The 17,913-nt window shown below is 71.3% G+C and carries 20 protein-coding genes; 11 read left to right on the top strand and 9 right to left on the bottom strand.

Going from position 1 to position 17,913, the window contains the following annotated elements; all coding sequences use genetic code 11:
• Positions 1–111: 111 nt before the first annotated feature.
• Positions 112–468 carry a DUF732 domain-containing protein gene (locus CLV67_RS34810; RefSeq protein ID WP_170154107.1) on the bottom strand — a complete coding sequence of 119 codons (357 nt, stop codon included), beginning with the start codon at positions 466–468 and terminating at the stop codon, positions 112–114.
• 58 nt (positions 469–526) lie between these two features.
• Between CLV67_RS34810 and CLV67_RS34805 the strand changes: the two genes are divergently transcribed.
• Genes CLV67_RS34805 through CLV67_RS34795 form a run of 3 tightly spaced genes read left to right on the top strand, consistent with a single transcriptional unit; the run spans position 527 to position 2,849 of the window.
• Positions 527–1,567, top strand: a complete 1,041-nt coding sequence (locus CLV67_RS34805; RefSeq protein ID WP_239166353.1) for an alpha/beta fold hydrolase — start codon at positions 527–529, stop codon at positions 1,565–1,567.
• Between the two features lie 48 nt (positions 1,568–1,615).
• The gene (locus tag CLV67_RS34800; protein WP_106326118.1) at positions 1,616–2,023 is read left to right on the top strand and encodes a PNPOx family protein; all 408 of its coding nucleotides are present in this window, start codon (positions 1,616–1,618) and stop codon (positions 2,021–2,023) included.
• 40 nt (positions 2,024–2,063) lie between these two features.
• On the top strand, positions 2,064–2,849 hold the full coding sequence (locus tag CLV67_RS34795) for a cyclase family protein (RefSeq protein WP_239166352.1): 786 nt from the start codon (positions 2,064–2,066) through the stop codon (positions 2,847–2,849).
• Here the strand turns inward: CLV67_RS34795 and CLV67_RS34790 are convergent, their stop codons facing one another.
• Positions 2,850–3,344 (bottom strand): DUF6529 family protein, encoded by a 495-nt coding sequence (locus CLV67_RS34790; protein WP_239166351.1) that lies wholly within the window; start codon positions 3,342–3,344, stop codon positions 2,850–2,852.
• 20 nt (positions 3,345–3,364) lie between these two features.
• Entirely contained in the window at positions 3,365–5,065 is a 1,701-nt protein-coding gene (locus CLV67_RS34785; RefSeq protein ID WP_106326114.1) for a serine/threonine-protein kinase, read from the bottom strand.
• Positions 5,066–5,235: 170 nt separating this feature from the next.
• On the opposite strand from CLV67_RS34785, the gene CLV67_RS34780 reads away from it, so the two are divergent.
• Complete coding sequence (locus CLV67_RS34780) at positions 5,236–5,736, top strand: DUF1990 domain-containing protein (RefSeq protein ID WP_106326112.1); 501 nt, start codon at positions 5,236–5,238, stop codon at positions 5,734–5,736.
• On the opposite strand, the gene CLV67_RS34775 is transcribed toward CLV67_RS34780, so the two are convergent.
• Positions 5,725–6,684, bottom strand: coding sequence for a serine hydrolase domain-containing protein (locus CLV67_RS34775; protein ID WP_170154106.1), 960 nt, complete (start codon positions 6,682–6,684; stop codon positions 5,725–5,727). The genes CLV67_RS34780 and CLV67_RS34775 overlap by 12 nt on opposite strands.
• A gap of 105 nt (positions 6,685–6,789) precedes the next feature.
• Here CLV67_RS34775 and CLV67_RS34770 point away from each other — a divergent pair, with 105 nt between their 5' ends.
• The 3 genes from CLV67_RS34770 (at position 6,790) to CLV67_RS54405 (ending at position 9,538) form a co-directional block, all read left to right on the top strand.
• A complete protein-coding gene (locus tag CLV67_RS34770) occupies positions 6,790–7,230 on the top strand; it encodes a deaminase (RefSeq protein ID WP_106326109.1) in 441 nt (146 codons plus the stop codon).
• Positions 7,231–7,408: 178 nt separating this feature from the next.
• A complete protein-coding gene (locus tag CLV67_RS34765) occupies positions 7,409–7,684 on the top strand; it encodes a hypothetical protein (RefSeq protein WP_106326107.1) in 276 nt (91 codons plus the stop codon).
• A gap of 54 nt (positions 7,685–7,738) precedes the next feature.
• On the top strand, positions 7,739–9,538 hold the full coding sequence (locus CLV67_RS54405; RefSeq protein WP_106326105.1) for a hypothetical protein: 1,800 nt from the start codon (positions 7,739–7,741) through the stop codon (positions 9,536–9,538).
• Positions 9,539–11,088: 1,550 nt separating this feature from the next.
• Here CLV67_RS54405 and CLV67_RS34755 read toward each other — a convergent pair.
• Entirely contained in the window at positions 11,089–11,439 is a 351-nt protein-coding gene (locus CLV67_RS34755) for a hypothetical protein (RefSeq protein ID WP_106326103.1), read from the bottom strand.
• Positions 11,440–11,462: 23 nt separating this feature from the next.
• On the bottom strand, positions 11,463–12,284 hold the full coding sequence (locus CLV67_RS34750; RefSeq protein WP_106326101.1) for a S1C family serine protease: 822 nt from the start codon (positions 12,282–12,284) through the stop codon (positions 11,463–11,465).
• Between the two features lie 495 nt (positions 12,285–12,779).
• On the opposite strand from CLV67_RS34750, the gene CLV67_RS34745 reads away from it, so the two are divergent.
• From CLV67_RS34745 to CLV67_RS34735, 3 genes are all read left to right on the top strand, one after another.
• Positions 12,780–13,232: a DUF732 domain-containing protein gene (locus tag CLV67_RS34745; RefSeq protein WP_146169402.1), complete on the top strand. Its 453-nt coding sequence runs from the start codon at positions 12,780–12,782 to the stop codon at positions 13,230–13,232.
• Between the two features lie 218 nt (positions 13,233–13,450).
• A complete protein-coding gene (locus CLV67_RS34740) occupies positions 13,451–13,732 on the top strand; it encodes a peptidoglycan-binding protein (RefSeq protein ID WP_106326177.1) in 282 nt (93 codons plus the stop codon).
• Between the two features lie 29 nt (positions 13,733–13,761).
• Entirely contained in the window at positions 13,762–14,466 is a 705-nt protein-coding gene (locus CLV67_RS34735) for a TIGR03089 family protein (RefSeq protein WP_106326097.1), read from the top strand.
• Here the strand turns inward: CLV67_RS34735 and CLV67_RS34730 are convergent.
• Both CLV67_RS34730 and CLV67_RS34725 read right to left on the bottom strand, forming a co-directional pair.
• Entirely contained in the window at positions 14,450–14,800 is a 351-nt protein-coding gene (locus CLV67_RS34730; protein ID WP_106326095.1) for a hypothetical protein, read from the bottom strand. The two genes, CLV67_RS34735 and CLV67_RS34730, sit on opposite strands and share 17 nt — an antisense overlap.
• A 71-nt stretch (positions 14,801–14,871) precedes the next feature.
• Positions 14,872–15,381, bottom strand: coding sequence for a GNAT family N-acetyltransferase (locus CLV67_RS34725; RefSeq protein WP_106326092.1), 510 nt, complete (start codon positions 15,379–15,381; stop codon positions 14,872–14,874).
• Positions 15,382–15,542: 161 nt separating this feature from the next.
• Between CLV67_RS34725 and CLV67_RS34720 the strand changes: the two genes are divergently transcribed.
• The gene (locus CLV67_RS34720) at positions 15,543–17,522 is read left to right on the top strand and encodes a LysM peptidoglycan-binding domain-containing protein (protein ID WP_106326090.1); all 1,980 of its coding nucleotides are present in this window, start codon (positions 15,543–15,545) and stop codon (positions 17,520–17,522) included.
• Here CLV67_RS34720 and CLV67_RS34715 read toward each other — a convergent pair.
• Positions 17,519–17,890 (bottom strand): beta-lactamase family protein, encoded by a 372-nt coding sequence (locus CLV67_RS34715; protein WP_146169401.1) that lies wholly within the window; start codon positions 17,888–17,890, stop codon positions 17,519–17,521. The genes CLV67_RS34720 and CLV67_RS34715 overlap by 4 nt on opposite strands.
• Positions 17,891–17,913 lie beyond the last annotated feature (23 nt).

Below are 17,913 nucleotides of genomic sequence, written 5' to 3'. Positions count from 1 at the left end.
GCCAGCGCGGCAACCGTCACCGGATGCGCCAGCCACGCGAACGCCCTCCCCCGAACAGTGTTCACAGCCGACACACTGTCAGCGCACGATCACGCCCAGGTCCCAGGACGGCTACTTCTCGCACAGATTCGTCCGGGCCGCCTTCACGATCGTCTTGGCGATGGCCGTGTCCACCGCGAACCGGTTCGCCGCGTTCCGTGTCACCTGGGCGTCCGTCTTTCCCTGCTCGGTGTCGAGGCAGATGCCGCGGCCGAAGTCGAGGGCGCTCTCGTTCGCGCCGGCCTTCGCGTCCGCGGCCGTCACCTGCTCCAGGAACGCCTTCTGCTTGTCGGACAGCGGCGCCGCCTCCTGGCCCGGCGTGCGCGACGCGCCCGGCTGCGGCGCCACCCACTCCCCCGAGTCGTCGCTGCACCCCGCCAGCGCGAACGTCACCAGCCCCGCGGCCACCAGAACACGACCTGCCAACACGCTGCCCCCAGCCCTAGCCCGAACCCAGCACGGTACGTCCTGGGGCGATACTGGTTCGGTGGAGGGGCTGCCCGATGTGCGATTCGCCCGGACCGCCGACGGTGTGTCCATCGGCTATCAGGTGTTCGGGCGAGGTCCGGCGCTGGTGTGGATGCCGTCGCTGAGCAACATCGTGGCGCAGTGGCGCATCCCCGCGTTGCGGGACGCCTATCTCGGACTGGCCCGTGAGCTGACCGTGGTGCTGTACGACGGCCGTGGCACCGGTACCTCGGACCGGCGCGTCGACCTCGGCGACCTCGGGGTCGACGCCCACCTGCGTGACCTGACCGCGGTTCTGGACGCCGCCGGCCTGCAGCGTGCCACCCTGCTCGGCTACTACCACTCGGTGCCGACGGCGATCGCGTTCGCGGCCAGGTCACCGGGGCGGGTCGAGCGCCTGGTGCTGTTCGGCGGCACGTCCCGGCTGCGTGAGGCGATGTTGCCGGCCCAGACACAGGCGCTGCTGTCGCTGGTCGACCAGGACTGGGGCCTGTTCGCCGACGCGGCCGCGACCGCCTGGCTCGGCTGGGACGAGGCAGCCTCCGGCCGGTGGACCGCCGAGGCGTTCCGGACCGCCACGACGGCACCGGTCTTCAAAGCCTGGATCGAGGCGGCCCGCGACATCGACGTCACCGCGGAGCTGCCGGCCGTCCGCGCGCCCACGCTGGTCCTGCACCGGCAGGGTGAGCAGCGGATCCCGGCCGAGACGTCCCGGCGGCTGGCCGGTGGGCTGCCGGTCGCCCGGTTCGTCGAGCTGCCCGGTTCGACGCCGACCCTGTTCATCGAGAACCAGGCGGCCGATCTGCGGCTGGTCACCGGCTTCGTCACCGGTGGCCGCGTGGAACGCCGCAACGGCACGAGCCTCACCCCGCGGGAACGGGACGTGTTGCGGCTGCTCAGCGCCGGTGACTCGAACACCGAGATCGCCCGGCATCTGGGGATCGCCGTGCACACCGTGGAACGGCACCTGTCCGCGGTCTACCGCAAGCTCGGCGCGCGGGGGCGCGCCGACGCCGTCCGGCTGGCGCTGTCCCTGACGGAAAACCGCCACGACCTCTGACGGATCACCGCGACGCGAACCGGACCCCGGCCGGCGGAGGATCGGGGCATGACCACCACCGCACCCACGAACACCTCGTGGCGGCTTGCCCGCGCCACCGCGCCCGCGACCGCCCTGCTCGCCGGCCGCCGATGGTTCCCGCTGTGGGCGATCGTCCGCCACCGCGGCCGCAAGTCCGGTCGGCAGCTGGCCGTGCCGGTCGCGATCGTGACCACCACGGACGGCTTCATCATCAACCTGCCGTGGGGCGCCGGCACCAACTGGGTCCGCAACGTGCTGGCCGCCGGCGGCTGCACCCTGCGCTGGAAGGGCGCCGAGCACCCGGCCGATCGGCCCCGGATCGTCGACGCTACCGAGGCCCGCCCCTACTACTCCCGGCTGACCTGGGCGATCGCGCAGCGCCTCTTCCCCGCCGACGCCTGGCTGCTGGTGCACCGGGTCGCGCCGGATTCCTGAATCCGTCCACCGAGGACGCTCGTGCGGCAGGATGGCAGACATGTGCACCGAACCGCACGTCACGCGCCGCGCCGCGCTCATCGGCGGCGCCGCTCTCGCCGCGACCGCGCTGGCCGCCGAACCCGCCGTCGCCTCCCGCGGCCGCGGGATCCACGACCTCACCTATCCGCTGACCACACGTTTCCCGGCGTTCAGCCCGGGTGAGGAGTCGGTCCGCCGCACCCTCACCACGGTCGAGGACGACGGCTACTACATGCAGGAATGGCGCATCGTCGAGCACACCGGCACACACGTCGACGCGCCGGGCCACTTCACCGCGGGCGGACGGCTGGCCACCGAACTGCGGCCCGCCGAACTACTGCTGCCGGCCGTGGTCGTCGACATCGCGCAGCGAGCCGCCCGCGACCCGGACACCGTCGTGACCGTCGACGACCTGCGCGCCTTCGAACGGCGGCACGGCCGCATCCCGGACGGCGCCGCGGTTCTCATGTACTCGGGGTGGGGCGCCAAGGTCGGCGACGCGGATGCCTACCGCGGCACCGACGCGGCCGGGACGCTGCACTTCCCCGGCTTCGGCACGGACGCCTGCGAGTGGCTGCTGCGTCACCGGCGGATCCGCAGCCTCGGCGTGGACACGCTCAGCATCGACCCGGGGAACTCGGCGACGTTCGACACCCACCTGGCACTGACCGGCGCCGACCGGTACGGGCTGGAGAACCTGGCCGGCCTGGACCGGCTGCCGCGCACCGGCACGACGATCTTCGTGGGGCTGATCCCGTACGAGGCCGGCTCCGGCGGGCAGGCGCGGGTGCTCGCCACCTGGTGACTACAGGGCCGTGCCGACCGAGGTGAAGAACCACAACGCCGACGTCAGCCACAGGCCGGCGACCGCTGTCAGCACGAGGCCGCCGGCCACCGGCACACCCCAGCCCCGGCCCTGCTCCGGACGGCTGAGCAGCAGCATCTTGGTGACGAACACGCCGTACAACAGGCAGCCGAGCAGTGAGTGGGCCAGCACCCGGGGCGTGTCGGAGCGCAGGCCGAACGTGTAGAGGCAGTGCACCGCCACCGGCATCGACGTGAGCAGGGCCAGCCGGCCGCCCCAGCGGTGCACCGCCGCGATCCACGACGGGCCCGGCAGCACGCCGTAGATCACCAGCGCCGAGACGGCCTGCACCGCCAGGAACGCGGCGACGACCGTGGCCAGCCACACCTTGAGGTTCTGCAGACGCAGGAACGTCTCCACGTCGGAGGCGCCGACCGGTTCGTGCAGGCGACCGTAGACGCCGAGCCCGACCGCCACACCGACCCCGGCGACCACGGGCAGCCACAGGCGGGGCCTCAGAATCCCTCCCCGGTGTCCACGTCGATGGTGGTCGCGCCGGTCACCGGCTGGCCGTCGATCGTGGTGGTACGCCCGGTGACGTCCAGGACCGGCGCCGGGCCGGGCTGCTCGCCGCGCAGCAGCACGCCGACCTGCCGGCCGTCGGGCAGCACGATCCACGAGCCGTTCACCCGGGCACCCTGCACCTGGCTGCTCAGCCGGTAGAGCCCGGACGGCTTGCGGACCACACCGATCTCGAAGCGGTGCGGCTTGCCCTCCACGGTGATCTCACCGGCCGCGCGGCGGGCGTCGAACAGTCCGGTGATCTTGCTGTTGTTCTTGCCGGACAGGTTGAGCAGCCCGTTCTTCGCCGTGCCCTTGAGCCAGGCCTCGAGGCGGTCGCCGTCGCAGATGTACGCGATCGCCTGCCCGTCCCGGATCGAGATCGCGAGCGTGCCCGCGTCGTCGTCGACCTTGCCGGCCATGGTGACCCGCAGACGCTCGGCCGCCGGCGTGTTCAGTGGCGGCAACGCCACCCCGCTGGTCGGCGGCAGTGTCTGGATCGCGCCGCCCTCCTCCACCGGCGACACCTGCGGCGGAACGCTGACCTGCGTGACGAGCTGGCTGGTGCGGTCGTCGGCGCGGGCGGTCACGTTCAGCCCGAAGGCCACCGCGGCGACCAGGCCGGCCGCGCCGAGGGTGATCAGCGGCGCGCGGCGCCACCGGCGGCGGGGCGGCTCCGGCTCCTGGTGGTGCCCGGTGGCCGGCGGCATCTGCCCGGCCCAGCTGCCGATGGTGTCGCGCGGCCCGATGAACGCCGCGCGCGGCGGCTGCGGCGGGGCCGGCGGCGGGAACGTCGGCTGCGGCAGCTGCGGCGGCGGGAAGCCCAGCGCCAGCGTGGTCGGCTCCACGTCGGCGGGCTGCACCGAGATCGGCGGCAGTGCGGTGGGCGCGACACCGTGGGCCGCTCCGGCGAACTGCTGCAGATAGGCGGCGACCCGGCGGGCGGGCGGCCTGCGGCGGGGGTCGGCGGCCAGGCAGTCGCGGGCGACCGGGCCGAGCGGTCCGGGCAGCGCCGACGGTTCGCCGGTGGGCCTGCCGGTGGTCAGCTCGAGCAGCAGCACGCCGAGCGACCAGACGTCGGCGGCCGGGGTCGGCGGGCCGCCCTGGAAGATCTCCGGCGCCGTGTAGCCGGGCGTGCCGCCGGCCACCGAGTGGTGCGCGTCGCCCAGCAGCACCGCCACGCCGAAGTCGGTGATCCGGATGTCCGGCGGCACCGAACCGCGGCGGACCAGCAGGTTCTCCGGCTTCAGGTCGAGGTGGACGACGCCGCGCTCGTGCGCGACGGCCAGCGCGGCAGCGGTCTGCGCGGCGACGGCCACGACCTCCTGCGGGGTGAGCCGGCCGCCCCGCATCGACAGGTAGCGGCGCAGGTTCGGACCGTCCACGAACTCCATCACCAGCGCCAGGGTGCCGCCCTCGACGATCAGGTCACGCAGACCCACGATGGACGGATGGTTCAGGGCGCGCAGCGCCGCGTCCTCGCGGAGGAACAGTTCCCGGACCCGGCGGTCACCGGCCAGTTCCGGCCGCAGCAGCTTGGCGGCCAGCGGTGGGCCGCCGTGCCGGCTCGTCGCGCGGCGCACGACGGCCATCGCACCCCGGCCGATCTCCTCATGCAGCAGGTACTCCCTGCCGAGCGGTTCGTGAGCGGCCATCCCCGTACCCCTTGCCGATAGTTCAGCCAATCGCACCGACTGTCATAACCATGTCGATCTTTCTTCGGTTCACCGTTCCGCTCGCGAATTGCATTGTTCTCGGACACCACTGTCATCGCAATCTTTCTCTATGACGCGAATCAATGGCGATCACCCATTAGCCTGGATCGGTGCTGCTCACGTACGCCGAGGTCGGCGCCACCCGGGAGGCCCGGCTGCCGGCCGGATACCGGCACGTGCTGCGCGACGTGGAGATCGGCGCCGGCCGTGCCACGTTCGAGTGGGCGGCCGCCGCGCTGCTGGACTGGCGGATGCACCGCGGGGCCGGTCTGACGGTCGACGCGCGGGGGCCGGCCGCCCCCGGCTCGCAAGTGGTCCTGAGGATCGGCGCGGGGCCGTTCCGGATCACCGCTCCGTGCCGGGTCGTCTACCGGATCGATCAGCGCGATCGGCAGGGGTTCGCGTACGGCACGCTGGCCGGGCACCCGGAGTCCGGTGAGGAGGCGTTCGTCGTACACCTCACCGAGAGCGGGCGTGTCCGGTTCCGGATCGCCGCGTTCTCCCGCCCGGACTCGGCGCTCGCCCGGCTCGGCGGGCCGTTGACCGTCCTGGCCCAGGAGTTCGCCACGAACCGGTACGTCCGGTCGATGCGGCGTCTGTCACGCCCTTGACTGCAGGGCTGACAGCAGATCGAGTCCCACCTGGTCACCCACCCGGGAGGTGTCGGTGAGCATCACCACACCGACCTGCTTCTCCTGGTCGAACGCGACGAACGAGTAGTAGCCGCCGGTCTGCCCGTTGTGCAGGATCTGCAGGTGGCCGCCCTGCCGGGGATGCAGCCGGTGAGCCATCCAGCCGAGCCGGACGGTCTGGAACGGGTTCCGGCGGAACTCGGTGGCCAGCTCCAGCGCGACCGCCGAGGTGATGACCGACTCCTCGTAGTGGGCGCGGACGAACCGCACCAGGTCCGTGGCCGTGGACCGCAGTCCACCGGCTCCGGCCAGGTCGGCGAGATTCCACGGCCCCGCCGGTTTGCCGTCGGCCTTGTGTCCCTGCTCGACCTGCCCGCCGGTGCCGGTGCTGCTCAGGCCGAGCGGTGTGGTGATCTCGCGGGCCACCAGGTCGGCGTAGCCCAGTCCAGCGTGCCGGGACAGCGCCAGCCCGAGCAGACCGGCGCCCAGGTTCGAGTAGCGGAACTTCTTCCCCGGCGTGGCCGGCCGGATCCGGGACAGGTTCTCGATCAGGAAGTCGGCGGTGCAGTGCGCGTAGGGGTCGGTCGTCTCCCGGCGGATGATCGCCCTGATCACCATGCCCTTCGGCAGGCGCGGCAGCCCCGACGTGTGCGTGGCCAGGTGCCTCAGCGTGATCCCGGCCGGCGCCGGGAGGAAGTCGCCGAGCGGCTGGTCGAGCCCCACCTCGCCACGCTCGGCCATGCGAGCCAGGATCAGCGACGTGAACACCTTGCTCACCGAGCCGATCTCCAGCCGGGAGTCCGCGGTCAGCCCACCCGACGACCGGATCTCGGTGGCGTCGCCGGCCAGCGCGGCCACCACCACCCCGTGCCTGCGCTGTTCCAGTCTCCGGACGGCCTGGCGGGTCAGCTCGTCAAGGTCACTCATGGCGTCCATTCTGGGAAGCGGGAACAACATCCGGCTGGTGAAACCCCGGACGATAGGGTTCTGATCGGAATCGGGGCACGCCCGGGACCGCACGACGGGGGCAACATGGACGACCATCGGTGGATGAGCCACGCGATCGAGCTGGCGAACCGATGCCCGGCGTCCACCTCCGCCTTCTCGGTCGGCGCGGTCGTCGTCGACGGTGACGGCGTCGAGCTCGCCGGCGGCTGGTCGCGCGACACCGACCCGCGAGTTCATGCCGAGGAGTCCGCTCTCGCCCGCGTCACGGACCGCTCCCGGCTACGGACGGCCACCATGTACAGCACGCTCGAGCCCTGCTCCAAGCGCGCCAGCCGCCCGAACGCCACCTGCGCCGGTCTGATCATCGCGGCCGGCATCCCGCGGGTCGTCATCGCCTGGCGCGAACCCGATCTCTTCGTCACCTGCGAGGGCGTCGCGCTTCTCATCGCGGCGGGCATCGAGGTGGTCGAGCTTCCCGAGTTCGCTGCGGCGGCGCGGGCCGCCAACTCACACCTCACATTCTAGATCTGGTACGCGCTCCGCAGCCGATCAACCGCATCGACGGCGTCTCCGGACTCCGTCGCGACCGATGCGGTCCGTCACCGGCCCCAACGCCACTTTCGGGCTGAGGGTTGAACGCCGCGGGGCGCTGGAGCGTACTCAGTGTTACCAGGATCACGTCCGGTCCCTGAGGAGGAAGATCATGACGGTCCAGCAGCTGCAGCCCCGGGAAGCGCGGCACCACTCCGGCGCCATCCTGCGCAGCCGGCGATTCGCCACGCAGTTCGAGGTGGACGGACATGTGCTGACCCTCGGCGTCGAGCCCGGCGTGCGTGGCGGCCTCTACTATCTGCCGTCCACACCCACCTGGGACGACGGCACCCCGGTCCCGCCCGCCATCGCCGCGGGAATGCAGACGGTGATCGAGGAGGTCGAGCGGTTCTGGGGACACTGGCCGGAGTTCCGCGCGGTCCTCTGACACCCGCCGATCACCGAACGTAACTTGTCGGTGGGTGGGTCTAGCGTGGCGGACATGAGGAAGATCCGGGTCGGAGACGTCGCGGTCGCGCCCCTGCCGGGCGGCGGGTTCGGCGCCTGCCAGGTCTCCGGCGTGCTGCCCGACACCGTGACCATTCACGCGCTCGACTGGCACGGGCCACGACCACCCGGCCTCGACGACCTGCGCGGCGCCGGCCCGGCGACGGTGAAGCGACACCGGGTGCGCGCCGAGGTCGCCCGCACGTCGGTCTCCCGCAAGCACAACCCGATGCCACCGGATTTCGAGTGGATCGGCAACCTGCCCGTCCCGGCCGGCGTGCCGGACACCGTCGACACCTGGTCCGGCTGGCGGACGCCGCTGCTCGACACGGTCCTGGAGCGTGAGTGGGTCGAGCTGCCGGAGGAGGTCCTGGCCGCCCGCCGGAGGTCCCGCGCGGCAGATCCGTTAACCATCGACCTGGGCAACGGCCCGGTGGTCGTCTCGGCCGGCCTGGACGATCTCGATCTGACCGCGTGGCCGGCTGACCGCCCGATGGACCCCGCGTTGCTTCCGCTGCTGCCACGGTGCCACCGGCTCAGGTGGTCCGGTCCCGATCGCGGCCTGGTCGCGGCGCTACGACGGCATCCGATGATCACCGACCTGACCTGGTCCGATGCTCCCGAGATCGTCGATCTGCGCGAGACCCGTGTGCGTCACCCCGCGGTGAGCGGAAAGGACTGCCGCGAGATCCTCCTGCCCACCGGAACCCACAGCCTGCAGCTGGACGGCGCCGACGAGATCCGCAGAGTCCAGGCCGACGACGACGGCCGCTGGCTGAGCCTGCACATCGTCGCGGCGACACCGCACAGCGTGCCACCGTCCGGCCTCGCCGGCGTGCGATCGGTCTCGCTGCGTGGCGCGGGCGTGCTGTCAGCAGCCACGATCGCCGGCTTCACCGAGGCACACACGCTGCGGCTGTACTGGGAGTCGGCACCCGGCCGCCTGGACACTCCCGACGCACTCGCCGAAATGACAGGATTGCGCCTGCTGGAGATGCTCGACGCCTACGGCCTGAACGTCGAGGCGCTGCCCGGCCCGCCTGTGCAGACACCGCCCCGCCCACCGCTGCCAACACCGCCCGCCCCACCCCGGCAGGCGCTGCCCAGCGCACCACCACAAACACCGCCCGGCCCGCCACTACAGACACCGCCCAGCCCGCCACTGCAAACGCCTCCCGGCCAGCCGCTACAGACACCGCCCGGCCAGCCGCTACAGACACCGCCCAGCCCGCCACTGCAAACGCCTCCCGGCCAGCCACTGCAGGCGCTGCCGACCCCGCCACTGCAAACACCGCCCAGCCAGCCGCTACAGGCGCTGCCGACCCCGCCTCTACGAACGCTGCCTGGCCCGTCGCTGCAGGCGCTGGTGGTCGACGGCCTGCGGAAGTCGGCGGCGCGGGCATTGCGCGCCCGATACCGCGGCTCCGGGGTCACACTGATGCTGTCCGGCGCCAAATCGGACAGCTGGCTGGACGTCCACCTGGACAACCCGTTCCGCGACTGGGCCGACGACGACCCCGCTGCCGGTGATGCCGCCTGCAAGGCCTACGCCGCCGCCGTCCAGGCTCTCGGCACGCTCACCGCACCGGCCGGCCCCGCTGCCGCTGCCGCTGCCGCTGCCGAGCCAATCCTCCGCGAACTGGTAAAGCATCTGAACGCCGTCGACAACAAGTTCGACATCATCGACACGCTCCGCCGGGAGGAGGCCGGCGACGCCTTCATGAACCTCGCCGCCCGCGCCGGTGTCCCGCCCGCGCAGGCCGACGAGTGGTTTGACACCTGGCGCGACTTCTAGGGAGCTTTCGCAGTCGGGGTTCCCGGGCCCGTCGGCCGCATCCGTCTGAGCCGTCGGTGGCGCTCGGTCGGCTGATGGCGAGCTTTACCGTCGTGGGCTCCGGGCTCGCGGGGTCGGTTACCGCCGCGACCCGGTGCTGGACGATCAACTACGGCCGTTTTCGGAGCCGGGCTCCGGGATATCGCTGCCTCCGGCCCGGTGAAGGGTTCGCCGCCCACGGCTGGGCGATCACGCGGTCCGGGGAAGGGGTCACCTGCCACGGCTGGGCGATCAACAGCCCGGGGAAGGGTTCACCGCCCACCGCTGGACGATCACGCGGTCCGGGGAAGGGTTCACCGCCCACCGCTGAACGATCAACAGTCCGGGGAAGGGTTCACCGCCCACCGCTGGACGATCAGGCGGCCTGGGGAAGGGTTCACCGGGCACGGCTGGGCGATCAGGCGGCCCGGGACAGGACTGTCCCCACCAGCCCCTGACCGTAAAAGGTGTCTAGCCGCATTCCGATCAGGGCCCGGGCGAGCCGTGGCTGATCCCGACCTCCCCTGAACAGCCTCCGCTGTGCGAACGGCCCCGCCACGCCTCGTCCGGATCACGTCCGCCGTGATCGCACGACTCGACTCCGGAGATCGGCCGGGCACTGATCGAAGAGTTGGACGGCCCGGACATCTCGATAACAGCGCCAACGCTGAGCTGGATGATCATCTAGGCCCTTTCAGAGGCCAGCTGTGTCCTACGGCTGCCTCCCGGGCCGGGAAGGGTGCACCAGGCACGGCTGGCCGATCAAATAACGCGCTGGTGGCCTCCCCCCGAACGGCGCCCGCCCACCCCGAGCAAGACAGAAGGTTCCGCCGCTGGAGGGCCCAGCTCTCAAGCAATACAGCACGTCCCAGCCCGGAAAAGCCCAGCTCAGAGAAGCCCAGCCCGGAAAAGCCCAGCCCGAAAGAGCCCAGCCCAGAGAAGCCCCGCCCGCCAGCAAGACAGAACGTTTCATCTCGGTAAGACCAAGCCCCCGAACTAGACAGAACGTTCTACCTCCGGGAGGCCCCGACAAGACAGAACGTTCTTTGGATGAAGCGCGGCGACACCCCCGCCAGACAGAACGTTCTACCCCTGGAAGGGCCGACACCGCAGCCAGACGAACGTCCTACCACTGAAAACCGCGGCACGCCAGCGAACCGAAGCTACCGCTGAAAGCGGCGACGCCCCAGCCAGACAGAACGTCCTACCGGTGAAGGCGACACCCAGCGAATCGAAGCTTCTACCACCGGAGGGACGACACCCAAGCCAGACAGAACGTCCCACCACTGAAAACCGCGACACCCCAGCGAACCGAAGCTCCTACCGCTGAAAGCGGCGACACCCCAGCGAACCGAAGCTCCTACCGCTGAAAGCGGCGACGCCCCAGCGAACCGAAGCTCCTACCACCGGAGGGGCCACGCCCTAGCGAGACTGAACGTTCTGTCTTGCGGCTGGCCGCATGGCCTCTCGGCTCCCGCGCGGCTCCCCCGTGGCTCCTGCATGGCTCCGCTGTGGCTCCTGCCAGGTGCTGGTCACCGGGGGTGTGGGCCGCCGTTTCGGCGGCGGGCCTGTCGCGCCTTCCGCCAGATCCGCTCGAAATCCTGCTCGGCGATCGGCCCGAAGCGGCATTCCACCGCGTCATCCGGGGCAAAGTAGTCGAAGGGCTGTTCCGGGCTAACGCCGTATGCGCGTTCATAGGCGACGACCGCCTCGAACCCACCCGTGTCCCGGGCGTGCACGACCTCGGCAAGCGACGCGGCCGCGAAGAACGCGCCGTCGCGGTCGCGCCGCTCGACGTGCCGGACGGAGTGGCGGTCCTCGTCGAGTTCGTCGTAACACCACAGGTCCTCTTCGGCGTAGTACCACCGGATGTAGGTAGCCACCAGGGCAATATAGGGCGATACAGTCAGAGCTGGGCGCGGAGCTGGTTGACGACCGCCGTCGCGGTGTCTGCCGGGATGGCGAACCCGAGGCCTACGCTGCCGCTGCTGTCGCCGGTCGTGGCGATCGCGACGTTGATGCCCACGACACGGCCGGAGGTGTCGACCAGCGCACCGCCGGAGTTGCCCTGGTTGATGGCGGCGTCGGTCTGCAGCAGGCCGGTCAGCTCATCGCCGCCGGTGTCGACACTGCGGTCCAACGCGGAGACGATGCCCGAGGTCACGGTCCCCTCCAGGCCCAGCGGCGCACCGAAGGCCAGGACCGTGTCGCCGATCGCGATGCTGTCGTCGGTGGCGAACGTGACCGGGGTGAGCCCGGACAGCCCGGTGGCCTGCACGAGCGCCAGGTCGTGGGCGGCGTCGGTGGCGGCGATGCGGGCCGGTACGGTCCGGCCGTCGGAGAGGCGCACGCTGACGGTGCCGCCGCCCTCGACGACGTGGTTGTTGGTGAGGATCAGGCCGTCGGCGGTGAGGACCACACCCGAGCCCAGGGAGTCGGCGACCAGCACGGTCACGATGCCGGGCTGCACCTTCGCCACGATCGGCGCGAGGTTCGCGTCCTCGGTGACGGTGGTGGCGGCCGTCGCGGCCGGTACGGGTCGGCCGGTCAGGTGGTTCTCGGCGAGGAACGCTCCTGTGGCGCTGCCGCCGGCGATGAGTGCGAGCACGGCCGCACCGCCGGCGATCCGCCGCTTCCACCGCGAGTCGCGTGGCTCCACCTGGACCGGCCGCCCGAACGGATCGTGGTCGTGGTCGTTCTGTGGAGGGCGCGTCATCAGGTCCGTCATGACTCGAGATTGCGCCCCGATGTTGTTCCGCAGCGGTGAGCCGTCTGTGACTTGGCTGTACCGGCGCCCGCCCGGCCAGAACCGCCGGAGCGGGAACGCCCGCCGGTAGCCCGACCGGGTGGTTGCGGCGCGGCAACTGTCGTCACCGGCACCGGCGTCTAGGGTCGGCCGGGTGTTTCTCCCCGACCCGTCCCCGCACAGCCCGACCACCACATCGCACCCCGGCCCGTCCCCGCACAGCCCCACCACATCGCACCCCGAACCGGCCCCGCACAGCCCCACCACATCGCACCCCGAACCGGCCCCGCACAGCCCGAGCACGACATCGCAACCAGAACCGGAGCCGGCCCGGACCGTACGGGAGCACAGAAGGGCACTCGCTTCGGTGATGAGCAGACCGCGGCCGACCGTGGAGCGGCGACCGTTCGGGCCGACGATCAGCGAACCGGCGATGGCGCTGCGCGCCGGTCGGCCGGCGGCGCTGCGGGAGGACCGGTGAGGCGGCTGGCGCTGGTCGCGACGGGGGTGGCCGTGACGATGATGGCGGGATGCGCGACGGCTCCGCCCGTACCGCAATGGAAAGACCCCGGACCGGCGCCCGCCTCGCCCGGGGTGACCGCGGCGGCGGCCGCGGTGACGCCGAGCCCGGACGCGCCGACGCCGAAAAAGGGGCCGCAAGCGCCGAAAAGGGAGTCGGAGGCGCCGAAACGGGAACTGGAGCCGCCGTCGGACGAGCGGTTTCTCGCGGCGGTACGCGCGACGTTGCCGGAGGTGGCGATGGACCTGCGCAACGAGGAGATCACCGAGATGGGCGGGCAGGCGTGCGAGTCGCTGGCCATCGGGACGACGAGGCGGTCGGCGGCGGCCGAACTCGCCGAGTACGGCCTGCCGGAGGCCGAGGCGCGCAAGCTGGTGTCTCTGGCTCGGTCGACGCTCTGCCGCACCTGATGAGGTCCGATTTATCCGTATATGTCTCCACCGGATGAGGGGATTGACGCGAATCACAGCTGCCAGTTACCCGTGACCCGCGTTGTCTGCGTGACGGCGTCGACACCCCGATCGGCCGAAAGTCGCAGTCGCGCACAGGGTTTGGAGACGGTGGGCAGATGCAGGGCACAGATCCTCCCGAGATGCTGGGTTCACCCACCACCAATCGGGAGGTCACGATGTCCGCACGGGGAATGCTCAGCCTGGTCGGCAATGCCGTCGGCGGGATCATCGGCTGGTCGGAGCCGGTGCCGCCGGCCGATCCGGAGGAGTTGCGGGTGCTGTTCGCCGAGCTCGGCGTCCGCGTCGGCGCCGACGACGCGGAGCTCGACGAGGCGGTCCGCTACTTCCAGGACCGCACCGGGCTACCGGTCGACGGCGAGGCCGGCCCGCGGACCGTTCATCTGCTGGCGCGGTACGCCTCCGAGGCCCGCGAGCTCCACCGCATCCAGGCGGCCTGACGGGCCGGCTCCCGCTAGGGTGTGTCGCGATGAACGGCCAGCTGATCACCTTCTATGACGACGCCACCGGTGAGCGGACCGGCCTGACCGCGGCCCAGCTGGGTGGCTGGGTGGCCGCGACGGCTCAGCTGCTCACCGCGGAGTGCGGTCTGCGGCGCGGGAGCCGGGCGGGTGTCCTGCTGCCGCCGCACTGGCAGACGGCGGCGGTGCTGCTCGGGGCGTGGGCGGCGGGCATCGAGGTGTCGTTCCGCGGCTGGGGCGCGGCCGGGCTGTCACCGGAGACCGGGCCGGCGCTGGATGTGACGTTCGTGGAGCGGCGACGGGTCGGCAGCTGGCTGGAGGATGTGCCGCCCGCTGAGCACCAGTTCGTGCTGGGGCTGGCCGCCGGCGATGGGCCGACTTCGGACGTACCGCAGGGTTATCGGGATTTCACCCCTTCGGCGCGGGCCCATCTCGGTGCCGCGCCGCCGTCGGCCGTGGTCGACGCGGGTGAGGCGGCGACGGTCGACGGCACGACCTTCGGGGAGTACGGCGCGGTGGCCGCCCGGCTGGCGAAGGCCCGCGGGATCGAGTCCGGCGATCGGATCCTGGTCGACACGACCGACTGTGAGGAACCGCTGATCTGGCTGATGGCTCCGCTGACCGCCGGGGCGTCGATCGTGCTCTGCACCAACCTGGACCGGTCCCGGCTCGACGACCGGATGGCCGCCGAGGGGATCACGCGCCTGTTGTGACCCGGTCGCAGTCGACGCCCTCGGCCAGGGCGAGGCTGTCGCCGTTGCACAGCCGGATCGACGGCGGGCGGGCGATCTCGGTGCCGATGGCCGCGGTGCCCGGCTTGCACAGCGCGGCGGCCGTGTCCCACTCGCCGCCGGTGCGCAGCTGGAGGACGCCGCAGGTGCGCCGGCCGGTGACCTCGACCGTCACGGTGAGCCGCGTCTGATCGTAGGTGCCGACCGCGGTGACACCGGGGACGGCGAGCCGGAACGGCGTCGTCCGGGCGGTCTCCGAAGCGGTGGCCGTGGCGGGCACGGCGAGGAGCACGGCGGCGAGGACATGGGACATCATCGCGGGCATTTTCCTTGCCCCCGGCCGCCTGAAGCGCGGGAATCGCCGCGAAATCCCCTCATTCACCCGTCTCAGCGATCCGCCAGCAAAAGCCGCATGCACACCCGCGGCCACCGGTCCAGGCCGAGGGCGGCCTCGTGTTCCCGGATCTCGTGCAGTCCCGGGGTGAGCTCCGCGTCCGCGAGGACGACGAAGCCGCAGCGCGCGTAGTACGGGGCGTTCCACGGCACCTCGGCGAAGGTGGTGAGGGTCAGTGCCGGCGCGCCGATGTCCCGCGCGTGGGCGGCCGCGTGCTCGATCAGCTGCCGCCCGATCCCCCGGCGCGCGAATGCCGGGTCCACCGAGACCTGTTCGATGTGGACATCCCCGTCGACCAGATCGGCGAGCAGATAGGCGACCGGGAAAGCGGCCACGGCGACCCACGCCCGGCCCGCGCGGACGTGACCGGTCAGGACCTCGATCGAGGGCGGCTCGTCGTCCGCGATCTCCGGCATCCCGATCTCCCGGAACGGCGCCCCGGCGGCGCGCTCGATCTCCCGCAGCCGTGACAGCTCGTCCAGCCGCGCGTCCCTGATCCGCATCCCGACGATTGTGCACCCCGGCGTTGGCACCATTTGCCAACACCCGCACCGGCCTCTGTCGCCAACTTGGCTTCGCCGCCGGCGGGCCGCTGCCTACGTTGACGTCGAGAAGCTCCGACCCATGCGTCACCACTCATTCGCACTGATCAGAGGGGATCACCATGCCTCGTCTCGGACACGGCCGCCCGATCACCGACGATGACATCGATAGGGCGAAGAAGGAACTCGCCGAGTTCGCCGCGCGGTCGCAGTTGGCCTTCGCGCTGGCACCGCCCGTCGCGACGCACCCGTTCGACCTGCTCTTCCCGACCCTGCAGGACGATGAGGCGAACCTGCTGCCACGGTTACCGGACACGCCCGCGAAGCTGAAGCGGCTCGGTCAGGCGATGACCGACGACGAGAACCGCGACGACGACAGCCCGATTCCGGCCGCCTACACCTATCTCGGCCAGTTCATCGACCACGACATCACGCTCGAGATCGACAACGAGAAGCAGGGCCTCGGCTCCGGCACCATGAAGGTCCTCCTCGACCCGGCCATGACGCCGCTGCCCCTCGAACAGATCCGCAAGGTGCTGCGCAATCAGCGTTCGGCCACACTAGACCTGGACAGCGTCTACGGGCCGCCCGCGCCGCGCGACCCGGCCAACGAGGACCGGCTGCTGCTCGGCAAGGTCCACGACATCACCCTGTCGAACCCGCCGAACCCTAACCCGGCGCCGCTGGCCCGGCCGAAGGGCAAGGGCGACGACAACGACCTGCCGCGCGAGCCGCGCAGCGCTGACATCAAGCACGACCGGGCCGCACTGATCGGCGATCCCCGCAACGACGAGAACACGATCATCTCGCAGCTGCACGTGGCGTTCCTGAAGGCGCACAACGCGCTGATCGACCAGGGACTGCCGTTCCGGGAGGCGCGGCGCACCCTGCGCCAGCACTACCAGCACATCGTGGTGCACGACTTCCTGAAGCGGATCGCCGACCCGAAGATCGTCGACGACGTGGTGGTCAACGGCAACCGGTGGTTCAATCCGTACGCCGAGCCGTTCTTCATGCCGATCGAGTTCGCGGTGGCCGCCTACCGGTTCGGGCACTCGATGATCCGCAGTGTCTACAACTTCAACTCGAACTTCCGGGTCGGCACCCGCCCGCCGGGCAGCCTGGACCTGCTGTTCGTGTTCACGGCGCTGAGCGGCCAGCTCGGCGAGGACCTGGGGCTGGAACCGGCCGACGGCCTGCCGGAGAACTGGATCATCGAGTGGGAGAACATCGTCGGCTCCGGTGACGCCGTGATGAAGACCCGCAAGATCGACACGAATCTGGCGGCGCTCAACGGCGGCGCCCTGTTCCGGCTGAAGGACGAGTCGGGCACCCCGCTGCCCGACGACGCCGGCCGCCTCGCGGTGCGCAACCTGCTGCGCGGCTACCGCCTGCGGCTGCCCACCGGCCAGGCCGTCGCCGACCTGCTCGGCGTCCGGGTGCTCAGCAAGGACCAGATCCGCCAGGCCGCCGGGTCCGACGCCCAGCGCGCCGCCCTCGACGGAAGCGAGTTCCTGACCCGTACCCCGCTCTGGTACTACGTCCTGGCAGAAGCGAAGGCCCTGCACGACGGCGCACACCTGGGCCCGGTCGGCAGCACGATCGTCGCCGAGGTGCTCGTCGGGCTGGTCCGCCGCAGCGAGGACTCGATCCTCAAGCAGCCGGGCTGGAAGCCGACGCTCCCCGCGGCCAAGCCGGGCACGTACGAGCTGGCCGACCTGTTGCGCCTGGCCAAGGTGCTGCCGGGCGGCGAGCAGCCGCGCACGTACACGGTTCAGCGCGGCGACACCCTGTCCAAGATCGCCCGCGACAGACTGGGCGACGAGGCCCGCTGGCCGGAGATCTTCGTGCTCAACCGCGCCACGATCCAGAACCCGAACCGGATCTTCCCCGGTCAGGTGCTGTTCCTGCCCCCGGCCACACCGACCGGCCCGATCCCGAAGCTCTACACGGTCGAGCCCGGTGACTCGCTGTCGAAGATCGCCCGCGAACAGCTCGGCAACGAGAACCGCTGGCGGGAGATCTTCAACCTGAACCGGGACGTCGTCTCGGACCCGGACCGGATCTTCCCGGGCCAGGTCCTGGTCCTGCCCCACCGCTAGAGCAACGGCAGCAGGTGTTCCCGGATCAGGCCGAGGGCGGGCAGCCAGTCCGCTGGCAGCTCGTCGCTGGGCGGCGGGCCGGGTGAGTGCCGGGGGTCACCGGTGGTGACGACGACGGCGCCGGGCAGCACGAGCACGTGCTGCCCGGCCCAGCCGCCGGCCATCACGTAGTCGTCGGCCACCCAGATCCCGTAGCCGTAACCGAGCCCCTCCGGCGGCCCGCCCGCGGTCTGCGCGCGCATCATCTCCGCCCGGAACGCCGGGTCCATCAGCGTGCCGGTGCGCCACTGTTCCCCGAGGCGGCCAAGCGAGTCCGCCGACAGGAACAGGTGGCGAACCCGTAGGTCAGTTCGTCGCGGCGTTTCCACCAGACCGCATCCTCGATCCCGAG

It is taken from the genome of Actinoplanes italicus (genome assembly GCF_003001815.1).
GTDB lineage: Bacteria > Actinomycetota > Actinomycetes > Mycobacteriales > Micromonosporaceae > Actinoplanes > Actinoplanes italicus.
Note: the sequence above shows the minus strand (reverse complement) of the source record. Positions and strands in the feature narration are given on the sequence as shown.

Bases quoted from the DNA above. Each gene is read 5' to 3' on its own strand.
- CLV67_RS34800 (WP_106326118.1), top strand. From the start codon at position 1,616: ATGACCACCACCGCACCCACGAACACCTCGTGGCGGCTTGCCCGCGCC.
- CLV67_RS34795 (WP_239166352.1), top strand. From the start codon at position 2,064: ATGTGCACCGAACCGCACGTCACGCGCCGCGCCGCGCTCATCGGCGGC.
- CLV67_RS34785 (WP_106326114.1), bottom strand. From the start codon at position 5,065: ATGGCCGCTCACGAACCGCTCGGCAGGGAGTACCTGCTGCATGAGGAG.
- CLV67_RS34775 (WP_170154106.1), bottom strand. From the start codon at position 6,684: ATGAGTGACCTTGACGAGCTGACCCGCCAGGCCGTCCGGAGACTGGAA.
- CLV67_RS34770 (WP_106326109.1), top strand. From the start codon at position 6,790: ATGGACGACCATCGGTGGATGAGCCACGCGATCGAGCTGGCGAACCGA.
- CLV67_RS34765 (WP_106326107.1), top strand. From the start codon at position 7,409: ATGACGGTCCAGCAGCTGCAGCCCCGGGAAGCGCGGCACCACTCCGGC.
- CLV67_RS54405 (WP_106326105.1), top strand. From the start codon at position 7,739: ATGAGGAAGATCCGGGTCGGAGACGTCGCGGTCGCGCCCCTGCCGGGC.
- CLV67_RS34750 (WP_106326101.1), bottom strand. From the start codon at position 12,284: ATGACGGACCTGATGACGCGCCCTCCACAGAACGACCACGACCACGAT.
- CLV67_RS34740 (WP_106326177.1), top strand. From the start codon at position 13,451: ATGTCCGCACGGGGAATGCTCAGCCTGGTCGGCAATGCCGTCGGCGGG.
- CLV67_RS34735 (WP_106326097.1), top strand. From the start codon at position 13,762: ATGAACGGCCAGCTGATCACCTTCTATGACGACGCCACCGGTGAGCGG.
- CLV67_RS34730 (WP_106326095.1), bottom strand. From the start codon at position 14,800: ATGATGTCCCATGTCCTCGCCGCCGTGCTCCTCGCCGTGCCCGCCACG.
- CLV67_RS34725 (WP_106326092.1), bottom strand. From the start codon at position 15,381: ATGCGGATCAGGGACGCGCGGCTGGACGAGCTGTCACGGCTGCGGGAG.
- CLV67_RS34720 (WP_106326090.1), top strand. From the start codon at position 15,543: ATGCCTCGTCTCGGACACGGCCGCCCGATCACCGACGATGACATCGAT.